Annotated in this window: 19 protein-coding genes; 9 read left to right on the top strand and 10 right to left on the bottom strand. The window is 46.1% G+C overall.

Annotated features, from left to right (window positions below):
• Positions 1–232 precede the first annotated feature (232 nt).
• The 5 genes from C7460_RS10035 to C7460_RS10015 all read left to right on the top strand — a co-directional run bounded on the left by C7460_RS10035 (position 233) and on the right by C7460_RS10015 (position 3,654).
• Complete coding sequence (locus C7460_RS10035; RefSeq protein WP_115867972.1) at positions 233–772, top strand: DinB family protein; 540 nt, start codon at positions 233–235, stop codon at positions 770–772.
• Between the two features lie 175 nt (positions 773–947).
• A complete protein-coding gene (locus tag C7460_RS10030; RefSeq protein WP_115867971.1) occupies positions 948–1,568 on the top strand; it encodes an ABC transporter ATP-binding protein in 621 nt (206 codons plus the stop codon).
• Positions 1,565–2,800, top strand: a complete 1,236-nt coding sequence (locus C7460_RS10025; protein ID WP_115867970.1) for an ABC transporter permease — start codon at positions 1,565–1,567, stop codon at positions 2,798–2,800. Before C7460_RS10030 ends, C7460_RS10025 begins: the two co-directional genes overlap by 4 nt.
• Position 2,801: 1 nt before the next feature.
• A complete protein-coding gene (locus C7460_RS10020) occupies positions 2,802–3,239 on the top strand; it encodes a hypothetical protein (RefSeq protein WP_115867969.1) in 438 nt (145 codons plus the stop codon).
• A 4-nt stretch (positions 3,240–3,243) separates the two neighbouring features.
• Positions 3,244–3,654 carry a hypothetical protein gene (locus C7460_RS10015; protein ID WP_115867968.1) on the top strand — a complete coding sequence of 137 codons (411 nt, stop codon included), beginning with the start codon at positions 3,244–3,246 and terminating at the stop codon, positions 3,652–3,654.
• A 64-nt stretch (positions 3,655–3,718) separates the two neighbouring features.
• Here the strand turns inward: C7460_RS10015 and C7460_RS10010 are convergent, their stop codons facing one another.
• The 3 genes from C7460_RS10010 to C7460_RS10000 are packed head-to-tail and all read right to left on the bottom strand — an operon-like array spanning position 3,719 to position 5,353.
• Entirely contained in the window at positions 3,719–4,168 is a 450-nt protein-coding gene (locus tag C7460_RS10010) for a c-type cytochrome (RefSeq protein ID WP_115867967.1), read from the bottom strand.
• Complete coding sequence (locus C7460_RS10005; protein ID WP_115867966.1) at positions 4,155–4,814, bottom strand: SCO family protein; 660 nt, start codon at positions 4,812–4,814, stop codon at positions 4,155–4,157. The genes C7460_RS10010 and C7460_RS10005 overlap by 14 nt, the downstream gene beginning before the upstream one ends.
• Complete coding sequence (locus tag C7460_RS10000; protein ID WP_115867965.1) at positions 4,811–5,353, bottom strand: CopD family protein; 543 nt, start codon at positions 5,351–5,353, stop codon at positions 4,811–4,813. The genes C7460_RS10005 and C7460_RS10000 overlap by 4 nt, the downstream gene beginning before the upstream one ends.
• A 128-nt stretch (positions 5,354–5,481) precedes the next feature.
• Here C7460_RS10000 and C7460_RS09995 point away from each other — a divergent pair, with 128 nt between their 5' ends.
• Positions 5,482–6,162, top strand: coding sequence for a Crp/Fnr family transcriptional regulator (locus C7460_RS09995; protein WP_115867964.1), 681 nt, complete (start codon positions 5,482–5,484; stop codon positions 6,160–6,162).
• 55 nt (positions 6,163–6,217) lie between these two features.
• Positions 6,218–7,039, top strand: coding sequence for a hypothetical protein (locus tag C7460_RS09990; RefSeq protein ID WP_115867963.1), 822 nt, complete (start codon positions 6,218–6,220; stop codon positions 7,037–7,039).
• A gap of 55 nt (positions 7,040–7,094) precedes the next feature.
• Here the strand turns inward: C7460_RS09990 and C7460_RS09985 are convergent, their stop codons facing one another.
• The 6 genes from C7460_RS09985 to C7460_RS09960 are packed head-to-tail and all read right to left on the bottom strand — an operon-like array spanning position 7,095 to position 12,561.
• Positions 7,095–7,958: a hypothetical protein gene (locus C7460_RS09985; protein WP_115867962.1), complete on the bottom strand. Its 864-nt coding sequence runs from the start codon at positions 7,956–7,958 to the stop codon at positions 7,095–7,097.
• Entirely contained in the window at positions 7,945–8,580 is a 636-nt protein-coding gene (locus C7460_RS09980) for a TIGR04282 family arsenosugar biosynthesis glycosyltransferase (protein ID WP_115867961.1), read from the bottom strand. Before C7460_RS09980 ends, C7460_RS09985 begins: the two co-directional genes overlap by 14 nt.
• Positions 8,573–9,067 (bottom strand): rhodanese-like domain-containing protein, encoded by a 495-nt coding sequence (locus tag C7460_RS09975; protein WP_115868114.1) that lies wholly within the window; start codon positions 9,065–9,067, stop codon positions 8,573–8,575. Before C7460_RS09975 ends, C7460_RS09980 begins: the two co-directional genes overlap by 8 nt.
• The gene (locus C7460_RS09970; RefSeq protein ID WP_115867960.1) at positions 9,060–10,367 is read right to left on the bottom strand and encodes a glycosyltransferase family 87 protein; all 1,308 of its coding nucleotides are present in this window, start codon (positions 10,365–10,367) and stop codon (positions 9,060–9,062) included. Before C7460_RS09970 ends, C7460_RS09975 begins: the two co-directional genes overlap by 8 nt.
• Position 10,368: 1 nt before the next feature.
• Positions 10,369–11,823 carry a cellulose synthase family protein gene (locus tag C7460_RS09965; protein ID WP_115867959.1) on the bottom strand — a complete coding sequence of 485 codons (1,455 nt, stop codon included), beginning with the start codon at positions 11,821–11,823 and terminating at the stop codon, positions 10,369–10,371.
• Between the two features lie 3 nt (positions 11,824–11,826).
• Positions 11,827–12,561 carry a glycosyltransferase family 2 protein gene (locus C7460_RS09960; protein WP_245986293.1) on the bottom strand — a complete coding sequence of 245 codons (735 nt, stop codon included), beginning with the start codon at positions 12,559–12,561 and terminating at the stop codon, positions 11,827–11,829.
• 113 nt (positions 12,562–12,674) lie between these two features.
• Between C7460_RS09960 and C7460_RS09955 the strand changes: the two genes are divergently transcribed.
• Both C7460_RS09955 and C7460_RS09950 read left to right on the top strand, forming a co-directional pair.
• Positions 12,675–13,763: a PQQ-dependent sugar dehydrogenase gene (locus C7460_RS09955; RefSeq protein ID WP_115867958.1), complete on the top strand. Its 1,089-nt coding sequence runs from the start codon at positions 12,675–12,677 to the stop codon at positions 13,761–13,763.
• 33 nt (positions 13,764–13,796) lie between these two features.
• Positions 13,797–14,150, top strand: coding sequence for an arsenate reductase family protein (locus C7460_RS09950; protein ID WP_115867957.1), 354 nt, complete (start codon positions 13,797–13,799; stop codon positions 14,148–14,150).
• On the opposite strand, the gene C7460_RS09945 is transcribed toward C7460_RS09950, so the two are convergent.
• Positions 14,147–16,822, bottom strand: coding sequence for a sensor histidine kinase (locus C7460_RS09945; RefSeq protein WP_170147957.1), 2,676 nt, complete (start codon positions 16,820–16,822; stop codon positions 14,147–14,149). The genes C7460_RS09950 and C7460_RS09945 overlap by 4 nt on opposite strands.
• Positions 16,823–16,844: the final 22 nt, after the last annotated feature.

Here is a 16,844-nt window from a genome sequence, read left to right as displayed (position 1 = left end):
ATGGTTTAGGCGAATGCCGCAAAATTATTTTAATATTTCATAAAATTAGTAGAATTAGTCAGCTAAGACTAATCCTGCCTGCATCTGTTCAACGTAGGCAACGGCTATGGGTGGTTTATCGACATTTCGCACGAAAGTCTGCCCGAATATACTTGTTTTTGAAATGTAAAGCAAGGTGGATTACACAGCGTCAGAATCACTTTATTGGCATCCTTTCACTATTTTGCGCAGCATGAGCCCCACACTACAAAAGCCTTTTTTACGTCTGAAGTCGCGGAAAGAAGCGCTGTATAAACAGCTACATGACCTATCTACTGAGCAGCTACAGTGGCAGCCAGCGAGTAATCAGTGGTCCATAGCCCAGGTACTTCATCATCTCAACTTTTCTGAACGCACGTCACTGGCTTATTGCAAGAAGAAGATCCTTGCTGGAGAGGACCTGCCTGACCGAAGTTTTGTGCGTACCATGCGTATACATGCATACTACCTGATCCTGAAGTCTAAATATAAAATCAAGGCTCCGGCTGTAGTGGAAGCGCCAGGCAATGAGTTTGATCTGGCCGCTCTTCATGCTGAGGCACAGCAAAACAGCGCTGACCTGGAGGATTTTATCAATTCGTATCCTGATCGCTTTTTGAAAAAGGCCATTTACAGGCATCCTTTGGCTGGAAGGATAACACTCCCGCAAATGATTCGTTTTTTAGATACACATGTGATTCATCATCGGCATCAAATCAATGACCGTTTGAGTCGATTGCCTTCGAGTTTTTAAGTCGGGTACGGTAGGCATAATACAAAGCACTGACGATGATAATTGGAAAAACAATTAATGACATAATACTGCTGGTATAGTGAGTAACTTTAGTAGCTAAGGTCCGGTTCTTACATGGACGTATTGAAGTAATATACTGAATAAATTCATTTAAATATAATAATACCAAGAATAATTGATACGAATTAAAGAATTAAGCTATCGATTTGACGAGCAGAAGGAGTTGAGTTTTCCGGATTGGTCTCTAACCCCGAAGGAGCACGCACTGATTTTGGGGCCTTCTGGAGGTGGCAAAACTACTCTGTTGCATTTGATGTCTGGCTTGCTAAAACCTACTACAGGTGAAGTGATGATTGGTGATACGTGTATTTCCGATCTGAGCAATTCCAGGCTTGACAGGTTTCGTGGTGATCATATAGGTTTTGTTTTTCAAAAGCCTCATTTGATTCCTTCACTCACGGTAAAAGCAAACATTCGGCTGGCTACCTTTTTGGGTAAAACTTCTGCGGATAAAGTGGCTGACGTAATGGAAGATCTGGGCATAGCCGATTTAGCGCACAGGGCTCCTCATCAGATCAGTCAGGGGCAGGCTCAGCGGGTGGCTATAGCGAGAGCTGTGGTCAATAAGCCTGTGGTTATTTTTGGCGATGAGCCTACTGCTAGTTTGGATGACCAAAGCTGCGAAGCTGTAGTGGACTTGCTCAAAGCACAGGCCAGGGCTTGTGGGGCTTCGCTGGTGTTGGCCACTCATGATTACCGTGTCAAATCTCAGATTAAGAACCATTTGAACCTATGAATATCCCTTATCTCAGCTTGAAAAGTTTGGTGAAAAAGCCACTGACTACTTTTTTGAGTTGGTTGCTGTTGGCTTTTGGTGTGACCATCGTAGTGATTATTTTGTTGGCTTCTAGTCAGTTAAAATCAGAGATCTCCAAAAATGCTCAGGGGATAGACCTGGTGGTAGGAGCTAAGGGAAGCCCACTGCAACTGATACTTGCGAATATCTTTCATGTGGATTTTCCTACTGGGAATATTGGACTGAAAGAGGCTGCTCGTGTAAGTAAGAGTAGATATATTGGTTCTGCGATACCACTTTCGCTAGGAGATAGCTATCGCGGTTTCAGGATAGTAGGTTCTACCCAGGATTACCCCCGGTTGTATAAGGCTGAGCTGGCAAAAGGTGAATGGTTTGAAGATCACATGGAAGTGGTAGTAGGAGCTGAAGTGGCTCAGAAAGAGGGGCTGTCGGTTGGTGATACCTTCGAAAGCCAGCATGGGCTAAGCGAAGATGCAGAAGCCCATGGAGGGCATGCCTTCCAGGTAGTAGGTGTGATGAAGCCTACATATACCGTGATGGATAAGCTGATCGTGACGGGCATTCATAGTGTATGGGAGGTGCATGAGCATGAAGGAGAGCATCACCACCATGAGGAGGATTCATTGATTGAAATCAGCCATTTAGGTATATCGGTCACGTCTGAAGAGTTTGATGAAAAAGAAATTACTTCCCTGCTCATTAGCTATCGCTCTCCCATGGGGGCAGTGATGCTCCCCCGGTCTATCAACAGTGAGAGCAGCTTTCAGGCAGCCTCCCCGGCGTTCGAAACAGCCAGACTTTTTAATATTATCGGCGTAGGAGTGAAGGTGCTAAATGGCCTGGGCCTTTTGATTATTATCATTTCTGCCATTAGCGTATTTGTGGCACTGCTCAATTCACTAAAAGAGCGAAAGTTTGATATAGCCATCATGCGATCTATGGGTGCTACCAGAAGGCAGATATTTGCACATATTCTTATTGAGGGTTTGCTCATTACCTTTGCGGGAGCTATTTCTGGCCTGGTGATTGCTCATGTAGCTATGCAGGTGGTGGCCAATACTATAGGGGGCATAGCCCCCGAGCCATGGGTCATATTGCAGGAGGAGTGGCTGGTACTGGCGGGCTGCCTGGCCATAGGCGTGGTGGCATCCCTGATCCCGGCCGTAATGGCCTACAAGACGGATATTTCTAAGACTTTAGCAAAAGGATAAAATGAAAAAAACAACATTGACAATAGCATTACTCATTTCAGCACTCTTTGGTGCCTTAGCCCAGACTTCTTCAGAAAACTGGAATACGCTGAGTAAGCTGGAGTACTCCAAATCTACAGATGAGTATGGGGAGATCTATGTGCCCAAGTTTGGGCCATCGATACAAGCTCTGGAAGGCACCGAAATAGAGCTGTCTGGATACATCATTCCTTTCGAGGGGATGTTTGAGCCAGACCATTTGATCATTTCTTCTGTGCCGGTAGCTTCGTGCTTTTTTTGTGGGGGTGCCGGGCCAGAGTCTGTTGCCGAGGTGTACCTCAAAGAACCCGTGAAGTATACGGCTAAAAAGGTGACCGTAAAGGGTACGCTTGCGCTGAACGATTCGGATGTAGATCAGCTCATGTACATCCTCAAAGACGCTACATTAAAAACCAATTGATACTATGAAATACCTAACTGTGATGATTGTGGCCTTAATGGCTGCAGCCTGTTCGCCTAAAAAGCAGCAAACGGAAGAAAAACCTCCTGCAGACTTAAAAACTCAGGTGATGGCTGTGCACGATGAAGTGATGCCAAAAATGGGGGAGCTTAGAACTACCCAAAAGGAATTGTTGGCTATGGCTGATTCAAGTGCTACAGATTCTGTGATGGCTGCCAAATACCAGGAGCTAGCGACCCAGATAGAGCTGGCCAATGAGTCTATGATGGATTGGATGCGTAAGTTTAACCCAAACTTTGAGGGTTCTGAGGAGGAGGTGAAAGCTTACCTCCAAGACCAGCTCAAAGGGATAAAAAAGGTGTCTGATGACATGAACAACAGTCTAAAAGCTGGAAGGGAAGCTCTGGAAGATTGAGCAACCTACTCGTACAAAAAAGCCGTCTCAGATCAAGGTATGTGAGACGGCTTTTTTGTGTGGCTTACTGGCATCTGTTGAGCCAAATACTCACATCCCGCGCATTGCTTAGGCCGGATTCATTGCCCCAGGAGTTGGAGATGTAGGTCAGTATTTCGGCTATTTCCAGCGGAGTGAGCGATTGGTTTGCCGGCATCATTTGGTTGTAGGTCACTCCGTTCACTTCTAGTTCACCTTCCATCCCATTTTTGATGATGCATGCCGCCGCGGGGAGGTTGTCGAGCAGATAGTCTGCTCCAGCCAGAGGAGGGTACAGCTTTGCAAACCCTTTCCCATCGGTTTGATGGCAATTGCTACAGTAGGTTTCGTACAGCTTCTTGCCCTGCACCATATACTGCTGGAGTTTTACTTTTTCTGCATGAGAACTTTCTCCCTGTCTGTCTGATGAAGATGTACAGGCTACTAGCCAAACTCCACATATAATTAAAGTAAAGGCCTGTTTAAGTATTCGCATCCGGTTTTTTTGTCAATCTTGCTATGTCATTAATAAGGATGTCTACCTGCTCGGGTACAGTGCCGTCATATACTCCCCGAATGCGGCCTTTTTGATCTACCAGTATAAATGCACCACTGTGAATAAACCCTCCCGGAGCATTAGGGTCTTCATTGGCTACCACCATGTAGCTCTTCTCACCTATGTCGTAGATTTCGTCTTTGTCACCAGTCACAAAATGCCAGGTGTCAGAAGTTACCCCGAGGCGCTGGGCAAAATCATTTAGTAACGCCACGGTATCATGTTCAGGATCTATGCTGTGAGAGAGTATGGCAAAGTTGGGATTGTCATTATATTTTTCATATACCCGGAGCATTTGCTTTTTCATCACGGGGCAGATGGTAGGGCATGAAGTAAAGAAAAAGTCCGCCACATATACCTTGTTGGCAAACGTGGTGTTGTTTACGATACTGCTGTCCTGATTGACAAATTCAAACTCAGCAATGGTGTGGTAAATGGTGTCTTTGACAGTTTTACCATCCACTACTTTGTCTACATACTCTTTGCGACCAAGGATCGGTAGTTCATAATCTGATTTCACCTGATCACAAGCACCCATGGCTATCAGGAGTAGGAGCAGACTGTAGATTTTTACGAGGTTTTTCATGAGTGTTTTTGTTCTCTAATTCTTTTATAGATTTTGATGGCCAGCATCAGGATGACACCAAAGGCAACAATGCCCAGGGTACCCCATATCCAATTGATTTGATTTTTGACAACTATCAGAAATACGATAGCCACTAAAAAAAGTGTAGCCAGTTCGTTCCAAATTCTTAATTGATTGGAGCTGTATTTAGTTTCTCCCTTTTGGAGTTTTTTGTAAAGGTAATGGCAGCTAAAATGGTAGCCGTACAAAAAGGCCACCAGCGTGAGTTTGATGTGCATAAATGGCTGCTGAAGCCAGGCGGGTTGGCTGATCAATAAGCTGCTGCCCATGATGAGAGTGAGTATGGCTGATGGCCATGTGATGCCCAGCCAAAGTCGCTTGGCCATCAATTTCAACTGGTTGGAGAGAATTTCTCGCTCGGGAGAGGCCTTTTGCAGTGCTTCTGTTTGATAAATAAACAGCCTCACGATGTAAAAAAGCCCGGCAAACCAGGTGACGATAAAGATGATGTGAAGGGCTTTTAAGTTTAAATAGTCCATAAATGAGACAATTTACCATCAAATGTTGTTAGACTTACATTAAATCAGCTACGAGGTGCAAAAATGCGCTTTAACTGCTGACTTATCAAGTTATTGAATTGAATAGCCATCCAATTTGTGATTACCAAATGAGTGACAAGTCTAAAATATGGTATTTCGAAGATGTAGACCTTTTTGAAATACTATGCCCTACCAAAACCTCCGATTTAGAAAATAAGCACAATCCCCATTTGTATCAGCGTGATGAATTTATCTATTTCCCTGATGAACCATCTATGAACATTTATATGATAGCAGATGGCCGGGTCAAAATCGGAAGTTATCTGGGAGATGGTACAGAGATGGTAAAAGCCATATTGGCCAAAGGGGAGATTTTTGGGGAGTTGGCCCTTGCCGGAGAAGATCGGAGGTCAGATTTTGCACAAGCCATGGACAACAACACGCGAGTGTGCCCGATGACGATCGATTCGTTGAAAGCACTCATGCAGCAAAACCAGGAGCTGAGCTTGAAGATATTTAAGATCATGGGCTTTCGTTTGCGAAAAATGGAGCGCCGAATAGAGTCTCTTGTTTTTAAAGATGCACGCTCCCGAATCGTAGATTTTCTACGCGAAATGGCCGAGGAAAAAGGACAAAAAGTGGGGTTTGAGATGATGATCAAAAATCACCTGACCCATAAAAATATTGCAAGCCTCACAGGGACCTCACGGCAGACCGTCACCACGGTGCTCAATGAACTGCGCGAAGAAAATATCATCAACTTTGATCGGAGGAGGATCTTGATCCGGGATATGGACAAGCTTGTGTAAGCATTCTGGCACAAGCTTTGAAACTTATAGTGCGAAACCAAAATAATATCGCACTATGAAACGACATGGAATAATACTAATAGGCCTTCTAGTGGCCCTTTCAGCCTTTATTTCGAGCTGTTCGGATGACTCAGAGACTAATCCGGGAGAGGCTCCAACCCTGCCTCCAGAGGCATCACTTTCTGCCAATTTGGGAAATTTTCCCCAAAATGAAGAAGGAAGAGCCGTCTATGCCAAAGACAATTTTGGATTTGCCGCAGTGAATGTTGGGTTCTGGCAGACTATTCTCGGTGTGACACTGGTGATCCCAGCAGCTGCTTTTGATGAAGCATTCAACAATAGCTTTACCTACCTGGAAGATCAGGAAAGATGGAAGTCTGAATACACGGTGTCAGTAAATGGTAAATCGCTTACGGCCGAGCTTTTTGCGGAGCGTGATGATGACGGAGAAGAAGTGGAGTGGGAAATGTACCTTTCGCTTGATGGTCAGTATGAGGATTTTCTATGGTTTTCTGGTGAGTCACGTGTGGACAACACCGGCGGGGAATGGACGCTATACGGCGGGCCTGATGAGTCTAGAGAAATTTTGGAAATCGAATGGACACGAGAAGATGGGGAGCCCGTACAGTCTAAGTATGTGCTGATCGATGAGCAGTCTGATAAGGAAGGAAGCTTCATTGCCTATGGAGAGGCTGATGAGGCTGGATTTTCGCACTACTATGAAGTGTCTGTAGATAGCGAGTCGGATCAGGACTATGACGCCACCATCTACTTCAACGAAACCACAAAAGAAGGACGAGTAAAATCTGAATCACATTTTGGTGATGCTGACTGGAGATGTTGGGACGCCAATTTTGAAAATACTACGTGTTCGTAGTTAAACGTTCGTTATGTGCAGGACGGCTCTGGGCTATTGCTCCAGGGCCGTTTTTTTATTCATGCGCCCAGTAAGCGTCCCTCGACAGATCTTTTAGCGAGAGTGAGCGTCCGTCAGTTGATTCCATTTTTAGTAGATAGTTAGGATAGTCGGTACTGTACCAATAAGACAGGTTTGGTCCATTGCTCCGTTTTACATCTACTTTCCATGCCTCTTTTACTTCCAGTACCTCCTGTTTTGGCCATTCGAAGGGCACACGGTTTACGGAAATGCTGCAGGTTGATGCTATAGGTTCTGTCGCTTTGCTATTCACCTCACTGGGGTACATTTCTATGTCAAACTGTAGGCCGTCAGCAAACTTCAGCGTGCGGAGGGTATAGCTTAGCTGGTCTTCAAACCAAGGGCCTTTGGTGACGTTCATGCTGCCATTGCCCTGCCCGTCCCAATAGCTCATGTACTGATAGTTATATTTAAACTGACCCTCTGTAAAACTCTTGGCAGTATTGCCGCACCACTCCTGGCTGGTGTTGGTTAGTTTGTGGACTGTGGATGGACTTTCTCTGCGAAAAAATACGGATGTTAAGAAATGATACGGGTAAGCCTGAGTAGGGATTCTACAAAACTTGTTGACCTTCATCACCTCATAGAGGTCGTCACGATTGTAGTCGTCTGTTTTTACCTGGTAGGCTTTGTTGAAACTTTCTTTGACCAGCACATACACATAATCGAAGGTACGGGGCTTGCCATAGATCACTCGGGTGGCATCATAAATAGCCACCTCAGCTTTGCCATCATCCCATAGTTCTGTTTTGGCCCAGTCGCCATTGATGTACTCTGGTTGGGAGATGGGCGCATTGGTGCAGGCAATAGAGCTGAGGCCTACACCTAGCAGGCACGTGAGTTGTTTAAGCGTCTTCATCTTCTGGGCTCACAAATTCAAAATCTATGTCAGAGTCTTTGAGGTCCTGAAAGGTGTCAATATCATTGAGCTCTGGTAGTAGGTGAAAATCGGCATTCATCTGGCCGATCTCTGTAAGTACATCTTTGAGTACATTTTCGTGACTGTACTTTTTGTCGTGGAAAAGCTGCGGGTACAGCTTGTTCATACCGATCATGTAGTATCCGCCATCGCTGGCAGGCCCTATCACCACATCATGCTCACTGAGCTGGTCAAAGGCTTCTTCTATATGCTCGGTTTTCAACTCAAAACAGTCCGTACCTACGATTACTACCTTTTCGTAGCCTTTATCAAAGCCATGCTTGAAGGCATTGAGCATACGGTCTCCCAGATCTGGCCCTTTTTGGATCAGTAGTTTATATTCATCCGTGTCCCAGATGTCTTCGATTTCTACGTATTCACTGTAAAAGACTGCTTTGTCAAACTCAAGCTCTTTGGTGATCTCGTAGGTGTGCTCTACTAAAAATTTGTATACATCTAGCGCTCCATCGATCCCGATATCTTTGGCCAGGCGTGTCTTTACATGGCCAGGGATCAGGTTTTTCACAAATACGATCAGAAGGTTTTTGCTATTGTTACTCATAAACTTTTGTGCCTTTGTAGAGCCATTGTGACCACTTCTTATTGTATGTGTGGACACTGTCGGTTGGCTCGTTTTGGTTGTTAATTACTCGGTTATTTTTGTTTTTCCAGTCAAAGATACCCCCGTAGAGGTTGAAGACATTTTGATAGCCGGCTTTTCTTAGTTTTTCGCCGATGCGTTCGCTTCTGTACCCTACTGAGCAGTATACTACCACCGTGTCATCTTTGGAGAGATTAGCCACACGCTGTAGCGAAAAATCCTTGAAGCCTACCCAGAGCGCATTAGGAAGATGACTTACGTCAAACTCTCGCTTTTCACGCGTGTCTAGCAAGTGTAGCTCGGGTTTTTTGAGTAGCGATTGCAGCTCGGAGTGGGTGATGAGTGGCACAGACTGACTGTACAGACTTTGCATTTTTTCATCAAAGGTCTTCTGGTCACAGGCAGGAAGCCATGCGAGCGACAGTAGGAAAATCCAAAGTCTATGCATCCTGTGCATGGTATTTTGAGTAGAGTTCGAATCCAGCGTAAAGAAAAACAACTGTATACTCGACAACAACCCAAATAGCAGATAGTTCGAATCCGCTAGTACTATAGCCGAAGTAGGTAACAAAGACCATGGCCGACCAAACGATAGGATAGTACAGCCCGGATAGTATGCCCAGTGGTATGAGGGGGAGTACATACCACGGGTGCACAGTGGTGGCCAGGAGCAGGTAGATCGTTAGACTTCCCAACAGTACTAAAGGCACAGGGCGCGTGCGGGCTTGCCAGGCCCAGGTGAAAATGCTTATTGCGGTGAGGGCTGCCAGGGCTGGCCCCAGGGTGTTGATGATGTTGTAGCCTTTTATCCAATATCCAATGCTGCGCAAGACAAAATACAGGCTCGCATTGAATTCAAACTTGCGGACGTAGAGTTCGAGGCTTGTAGACATGCTTTGGATAAATGCCCCACTCACCATTGGAGCCATGACGATGATAAATACAAGAATTGCTATGCCGCATGCCAGGATTCCGGATTTTCGACTTGTTCTAAAAAGTAGCGCCGGAAGGTAGATGAGGGGTAATAACTTGGTGCCTGCAGCCAGTCCTAGAGCCAGTCCTGTAAGTACCGGACGATGTACTTGCCAGAAGTAGATAGTAAGAAGTAAAAAGGCAATGACTATTCCTTCAAAGTGGATGTTTCCAGTGAATTCCAATATGATAAGCGGGTTGAGCCAGTACCAGTTGGCCAGGTGCCTGGAGAGCTGGAAGTTAGCGAGCAGCTTTCGCAACAAGAATAAGCTAACCAGCTCTGCGCCCACCAGGCAGCCGCGTATGACATTGGTGGCGGTGAGCCAGTCGTCTGACCAGGTGGCTAGCCAAAAAATGAGCTGGTTGGAAGGTGGGTATATGGTGAAATATCCTGGGGAATTGAGCCTGGAATATAGCTCTGTGGGAATGCTGGCCGGTAAAGCTTCGTGCGAGATCAATAGCTCAGGAGTATACAGGTAGGGGTCCAGGTCTGTGTGGAGGAGGTAGCCATCCCACAAGAAGCGGTAGATGTCGTCTGATAGGGTGGGTAGGTGGAAAAATAATAGCCCACGTGCTATTAGGCCAAGCCACAATGACTGATTTTGGGTAGGGGGGAACTTGCATAGCCAGACATATGCAAAGAAGGCCGAGCAAAATGCCATGCCCAACATCAAAGACTGGTCTCTCTCAATGCTGGTACCAATAGCACTAACGCCTGCCAGGAGAATAAAAGCAGCAGCATTAGTGCTGGATTTATGATCGGCTGTAGAGGTCATGTTAGCCGGTGGTACGGAGAGGTTTTACAGAGAGTATGAAAACCGCACCCAGTCCTATGGCCAGCATCCCATGAAACAACACCAGTCCCCAATCCTGCAGCCAAATGTCAATCGCTACTCCTGCAGCAAAATATGCAGCAAAAAAACCTTCCAAAAGGGTCAGAGGGGTGAGCTGTTGTCTCAGGTAGGTGTTGCCTTTCCAGCTGTCTTTTTTGTTTCGGATGTTAAACTTAGGGGTGCGAATAAACGGTGATTTGATGCCCAGGTACCCTTCCGCTACGGCAATGGCATTGTGCAGTGCCATGCCCATAGTGAAGGTGAGAAAAAGTGGGAAATGTTTGAGGTAATAGCGTAGGTTGAAGTTGGGGGTGGTAGCCCGGGCTGCTACCCAGTAAAATATCGACATGGCAATAAATCCGACCACAAATACGGTGGCAGCCTGAAAAACCAGCTGATATTCCGGACGGTTTTGTTTGATGAGCAGCATGGGTACAGAAAGGGTGGCTGCCAAAAACAGGAACAAAAACACAGAACTATTAAAAAGGTGCAATACGGCATGGAGTTTTACATGTAGGCTTTGGGAGGACTTCAGTATGCTGAGTGCATTTTTTCGGGCTACTTCTGCCGCACCTTTGTTCCAGCGGTATTGTTGAGATTTGATGGCAGGTACTAGTACGGGGAGTTCGGCTGGAGAGGTGATGTTTTCCAGGTAGGTGAATTTCCAGCCTTTGAGCTGTGCTCTATAGCTCAGGTCCAGGTCTTCTGTGAGCGTATCGTAGTGCCATCCCCCGGCTTCTTCTATGCACTGCTTGCGCCAGATACCCGCTGTGCCATTGAAGTTCATAAACTTTCCAGAGCTGTTGCGACCTGTTTGCTCCACGCTGAAGTGAGCATTGAGGCCAAAAGCCTGCATCCGGGTAAGTAGGCTGTAGTTTTCATTGAGGTGTCCCCAGCGTGTCTGCACCATTCCTGTCTCCGGCTTGAAGTGTGGTAAGGTGCTGAGTAGGAAATCTTTTTCGGGTAAAAAGTCAGCATCGAATATAGCTATGAGTTCACCAGAGGCGTGCTCCAGGCCATATTGCAGTGCCCCAGCTTTAAAGCCCACACGCTCGGGTCTCGAAATTTGCTCGATGTTTATACCCTTGGATTGCCAGTATGCTACGCGCTCGGCAATTAGGTGTTTGGTTTCGTCAGTAGAGTCATCCAAAACCTGGATTTCCAGTCGATCCAAAGGGTAATCAAGCGCGCAGATGCAATCTATTAACCGCTTTACCACATACTTTTCATTGTATACGGGCAGTTGAATGGTTACCTGGGGGAAATGGCTGAGTGGGGGAGTACTGGTGGTAGTCTGCTTTTTACGCATGTATAGGATGGCCAGATACAATTGCTCCAGGCTAAAAATTGTAATGACCAACAATGCAAATACATATCCTCCTACTACTATCCAGTCCATGGGTTACAAATATCTAAAAATGGTAAACAATATTTTATATCCCGCCATGATGGTGCCTTTTAGGGTGCCTGAGACTTTTGAAACCCCAATGCGTTTGCGATAGTTTACCGGTACATCGAGGGTTTTAAATTTTTGTTTGGCTGCTTTCAGTTGCATTTCCACCGTCCAGCCATAGTTGGTGTCTTGCATTTGCAAAGCTAATAAGGTGCTATACTTAATGGCTCTAAATGGCCCAAGATCGGTGTAATGATGACCATATAGCCATTTGATGAGTGAGGTTGCCAGCCAGTTTCCAAACACTTGCTGAGGCGTCATGGAGCCCTTTTCCTTTTGGCCCAATGCACGTGAGCCAATAACCATGTCTGCTTGTCCTTCGATGATCGGTTTTACCAGGTCAGGAAGTTGCTCCGGATAGTCGGAGTGGTCTCCATCAAGGAACACTACTATGTCCGGGTGACCAGGACTAGAGGCAATATGGTGCATGCCCTTGAGGCAAGCCTGGCCGTACCCTTTTTGTGGTTCTTTGATCGCTGTAGCTCCCTTGCTTTTGGCTTGCTCGTAGGTGTCGTCCTGAGAGCCATTATCCACCACTATCACCTCAGATACCCAGGACTTTGGGATTTCCTCTACTACCAGACCCACAGCATTTTGCTCATTAAAAGCAGGGATGATCACCCGTATGTCTATTTGCTGGTTTATTCGCTTTTCTTCTTCCAACCCCTTTGTTTTAGCGGTCAAAGTTAAATGAAGTGAGCACCAAAGGCTTGTCCCAGATCTGACATTTTGGTGATAGCTGGATTTGGGTGGATCGGGGGACCGGAGAGAAAGGGTTATATTTAAAATAAAAACCAATGCGGATTCTGGTATTCTTACTTGTCACTTTGGCTTGCAGTTTTGTTTTTGCTCAGAAAAAGGAGCTGAACCTGGAAGCAGAGCTGGTAGTAGATGGTATAGCTGTGGGCTGGGGAATGGACTGGCTGCCATCAGGAGACTTACTTATCACCGAGCGATCAGGCACCTTGTATTTGTGGGATGGGCAAGCTTTAAATGAAATAGAGGGTGTGCCGGCAGTAAAAAGTAAAGGTCAAGGGGGACTGTTGGACGTGAAGGTACATCCGGACTTCAATACCAATAGCTGGATATACCTCTCTTTCTCCAGGCCGATGACAGGCGGCGAGGCTACCACTGCAGTAGTGCGAGGTGAGCTACGAGGCAACAAGCTCGTGGATATTGCTGAGGTGTTTCGGGCCGAACCCGCATTGTCTACCAATCATCATTATGGTTCCAGGCTGGTATTTGATAAAGATGGATACCTCTATGTCTCAGTGGGAGACCGGGGGAAGCGCGATGAGAATCCACAGGCACTGAACAATCACTGTGGTAAAATTCATCGAATAAATGACGATGGTAGTGTGCCGCAGGACAACCCTTTTGTTGGTAATCCTATAGCCATGCAGACCATTTACTCGTACGGGCATCGCAACCCTCAGGGCTTAGCGATACATCCGGAAACAGGTGCGCTTTGGGAACACGAGCATGGCCCCAAAGGGGGCGATGAATTGAATGTCATACAACCCAGGAAAAACTATGGGTGGCCTGTGATTTCCTATGGAGTGAATTACAGCGGCACCAAGTTTACCGAACTCACAGCCAAAGAAGGGATGCTTCAGCCAGAAGTGTACTGGGTGCCCTCCATTGCTCCAAGTGGTATGGATTTCGTGACTTCAGACAAATATGGTGCACTCAAAGGCGACTTGTTGATTGGCTCGCTCAAGTTTGGCTACTTACACCGATGTGATCTGGAAGGAGGGAAGGTTGTAAAAGAAGAAAAGTTTTTAGAAGGTATCGGGAGGGTGCGAAGTGTGCGGCAAGGGCCCGATGGATTTGTTTATTTTACTGTAGAAGGCAAGGGAGTCATGCGATTGATTGTGCAAAATTAGCTTGCTTTGCAATTAGGTTTTTAGCAGATTAATATGAGAAAGAAAGTCTATCATTTATCCACTTGTAGTACCTGTAAGCGAATTATTTCTGAATTGGAAATAGGCGATGAGTTTGAGTACCAGGATATAAAAACATCGGCAATCACTCCGGAGCAGCTAGATGAAATGAAATCCCTTGCCGGGAGCTACGAAAAGCTCTTTTCACGTGTGGCGATGAAATATAAATCCCTTGGCCTCAAGGATAAGAACTTGCAGGAGGAAGACTATCGCAACTACATATTGGAAGAATATACGTTTCTAAAACGCCCGGTTTTCTTGATCGGTGATCAGATTTTTATTGGGAACAGTAAGAAGAACGTGGCTGCTGTCAAGGAGGCTTTAGCTTAAAGGTCTGGAGGGAGTTTGAGGCCTTCCAGGGCATCTAGAGTGGCAGGTGTGTGGGTGTCAATCTGAATGACCACAGTAATTTCCAGTCCTCCGGATTTTTTGTTTTTGAAAAATATATGCCCACCCATGTGGTCAGCCCGGGCTTGCATGTTTCGCATACCCGTACCACCTGTTTGGGTATTGTGATCTATGCCTTTGCCATTGTCACTGATGACGAGCTCCAGAGTTTCCGCATCTGATCTTAAGGTGATGTTTAGCTCAGTAGCATCAGCGTGTTTTAGGGTGTTGGTGGTGGCTTCTTGTGCGATTCTGTAGAGTTGCAATTCCTGGTCGGTCGTGAGCTTTGTGGATTCGGGCAGCAGGTCGTGGTAGGTGATTTGAATGCCTGCAGATTTGGCAGCCATCTTGTGCGCGATCTCTTCCAGAGCGGTCCCGAGTCCATACTTGCGTAGTGTTACAGATAGCAATCCATGCGAGATGGTACGCGCTTCTTCTATGCAGTGGTCCAGGTAGTCTATAGACTGTGTGAGGATCTTAGGTTTTGGAGCATCAGTTTTCAGAGTAGTATAGAAATGCTTTAGGTTGATTTTGGTGCCTACCAGCATCTGTACCAGCCCATCGTGGAGCTCACGGCCAAAGCGAGCGCGTTCTTTTTCCAGAGTCTGCTGCACGGCGTTGGAGAGCGCCTTTTGTTGTTCGCGAAGGAGGGTTACATCTTTTGCCACAGCATACATGAGTTTCTCCTCCATCACCACTTTTACATTCCAGGACAGCCATTTAATCGCCCCGTTTTTGGTCACAAACCTGGATTCGAAAAAAGACTCACGTGAGTGTCCGGATTTGATCCGTTTTAGCTCATCCCATAGTTTGTCAGCGTCTGCCGGGTATACAAAATTGGTGAAGGGTTGTGTGAGTAGTTCTTCATCGCTGTAGGCGGATATTTTCTGAAAGGCCGGATTTACCTTTTTGAGGTAGCCATCTAGCCCTACTACACATAGCATGTCTGGAGAAAGGTTGAAGAACTTATTTAGGTCGTCTTCTTTTTTCTTCTGCATCAGTACTGGAGCTATTTGAGCGATTACATTTTCCAGTATTTGTCGAATAGCCTTGAAGTGATCCAGGTCAAAAGGAGTCATAAACACAAAAGAACCAACGATTTTGTCACGGTAGGGGATGGGTAGCCCTACGGCAGTGACGAGTCCTTTTTGGATGGCAGCCGGGGCTTTGGGACATGTACTCATGCGGATGTCCAAAAATATCGTAGACTGGCTGTGATAGACTGCTCCGGGGATGCCGTCAGTTTGTGTTAGGCAAATAGGTTCGGTTTCTTCCAGGGGCTGATCGTCTAGTATAATCCCTTGCCTTGCTATGAGGTTTAGCTTTTCTTCGTCATAAGACTTGAGCCAGACCTCACCTAGCTGAGCACCACTAAACGTCAGGAGTTTGTTGAGGGCCAGCTCCAGGTTGGTGTGTAGGCTGCTGGGTTTGCTCAGTATGTCTGTCAGTTGTTGAGACAGGTCTTTTTGGGTTTGCTCTCGATGTTCAGTGGTGATATCACGTACGGCGCCTATCAGTCGGGTTGCTTTTCCTTTTTCATTTCGGATGATGTAGCCTCTGTCGTATACTACGGCGTAGCTACCGTCTGCTTTTTTAAACTTATAAGTGTAGTCGCAAAGCTGCTGGGTAGGGTCTTCTAATTTTGCTTTCAGTGTGGCATAGATCTGCTCCCGCTCTTCGGGGTGCACTCTTTCATACCAGAAGTTAGCGTCTTGTTCTGCTTCGATGTTGGTATAGCCAAAGAGAGTTCGCAGTGAGGTTCCTACGCGCTTGTTTGCGTTTTTGATTAGGTCCCAGTCATAAATATGATCGTGGGTGGCTTTTACCACATATCTATAGCGCTCATTGCTGAGTTGGATTTGTTTTTCCTGTTGTACCTGTACGGTTATGTCTCTTCCATTTACCACTATACCGCCAATGTACGGATCGTTTTGTAGATTGATGGCTGTGGCTTCTATCCAGTGCCATCTCCCCAAATGACCAGCAAACCTAAAGCGGGGTAGCTGTATACGTTTGACCTGTGTTACCGAAGTAAATGCCTCCTTGAGTTCTGGTAAATCATCTGGATGGATCATTTTGAATGCATTTTTACATTCAAAATGTCCCGGGGGGTATTTGAGTATTCGGTAGGAGGATTCACTCACAAACAGAAAATTTCCCTGGGTATCTAGAATAGACATAAGGTCGGCCCCTTCCTGCACCATGGCCCGATAGCGATACTCATGAAAATGTGACCTGTTGGTGGCCTCTTTCAGTACAGTTTCGATTTTTTGCTGTAGCTGATCTATGTGCGCGTTTTCCAGGTAGTCAGAAGCACCAGCTTTTATCAGATTTACCAGTTGTTGGCTGGAAAGATCACCGATGAAAATAAGTGGTGTTGGCTTAGCTTTTCGAAACGCTTTGAGTTCGCTAAGTCCTTTTGGGAGTGTGAGAAAATGACCTGAATAGATGACAAGAGCAGCATTAATGTTGAGCAGAGCTGTTGTGAGTTGACTTGCTGTACTGATCAACTTTGACTCAATCGTGTAGGCATGGCCTATCTGCTGAGTAATACATCGCATGACGTCTTCCGATTCTGCTATCAGGAGCAGTCGGGGGTTGAGCTCATCTGTCATATACCAAAACTTTGGCTTTGCT

Origin of the sequence: Marinoscillum furvescens DSM 4134 (genome assembly GCF_003386095.1) — a bacterium.
GTDB lineage: Bacteria > Bacteroidota > Bacteroidia > Cytophagales > Cyclobacteriaceae > Marinoscillum > Marinoscillum furvescens.
This window is presented reverse-complemented; position numbering and strand designations above follow the sequence as displayed.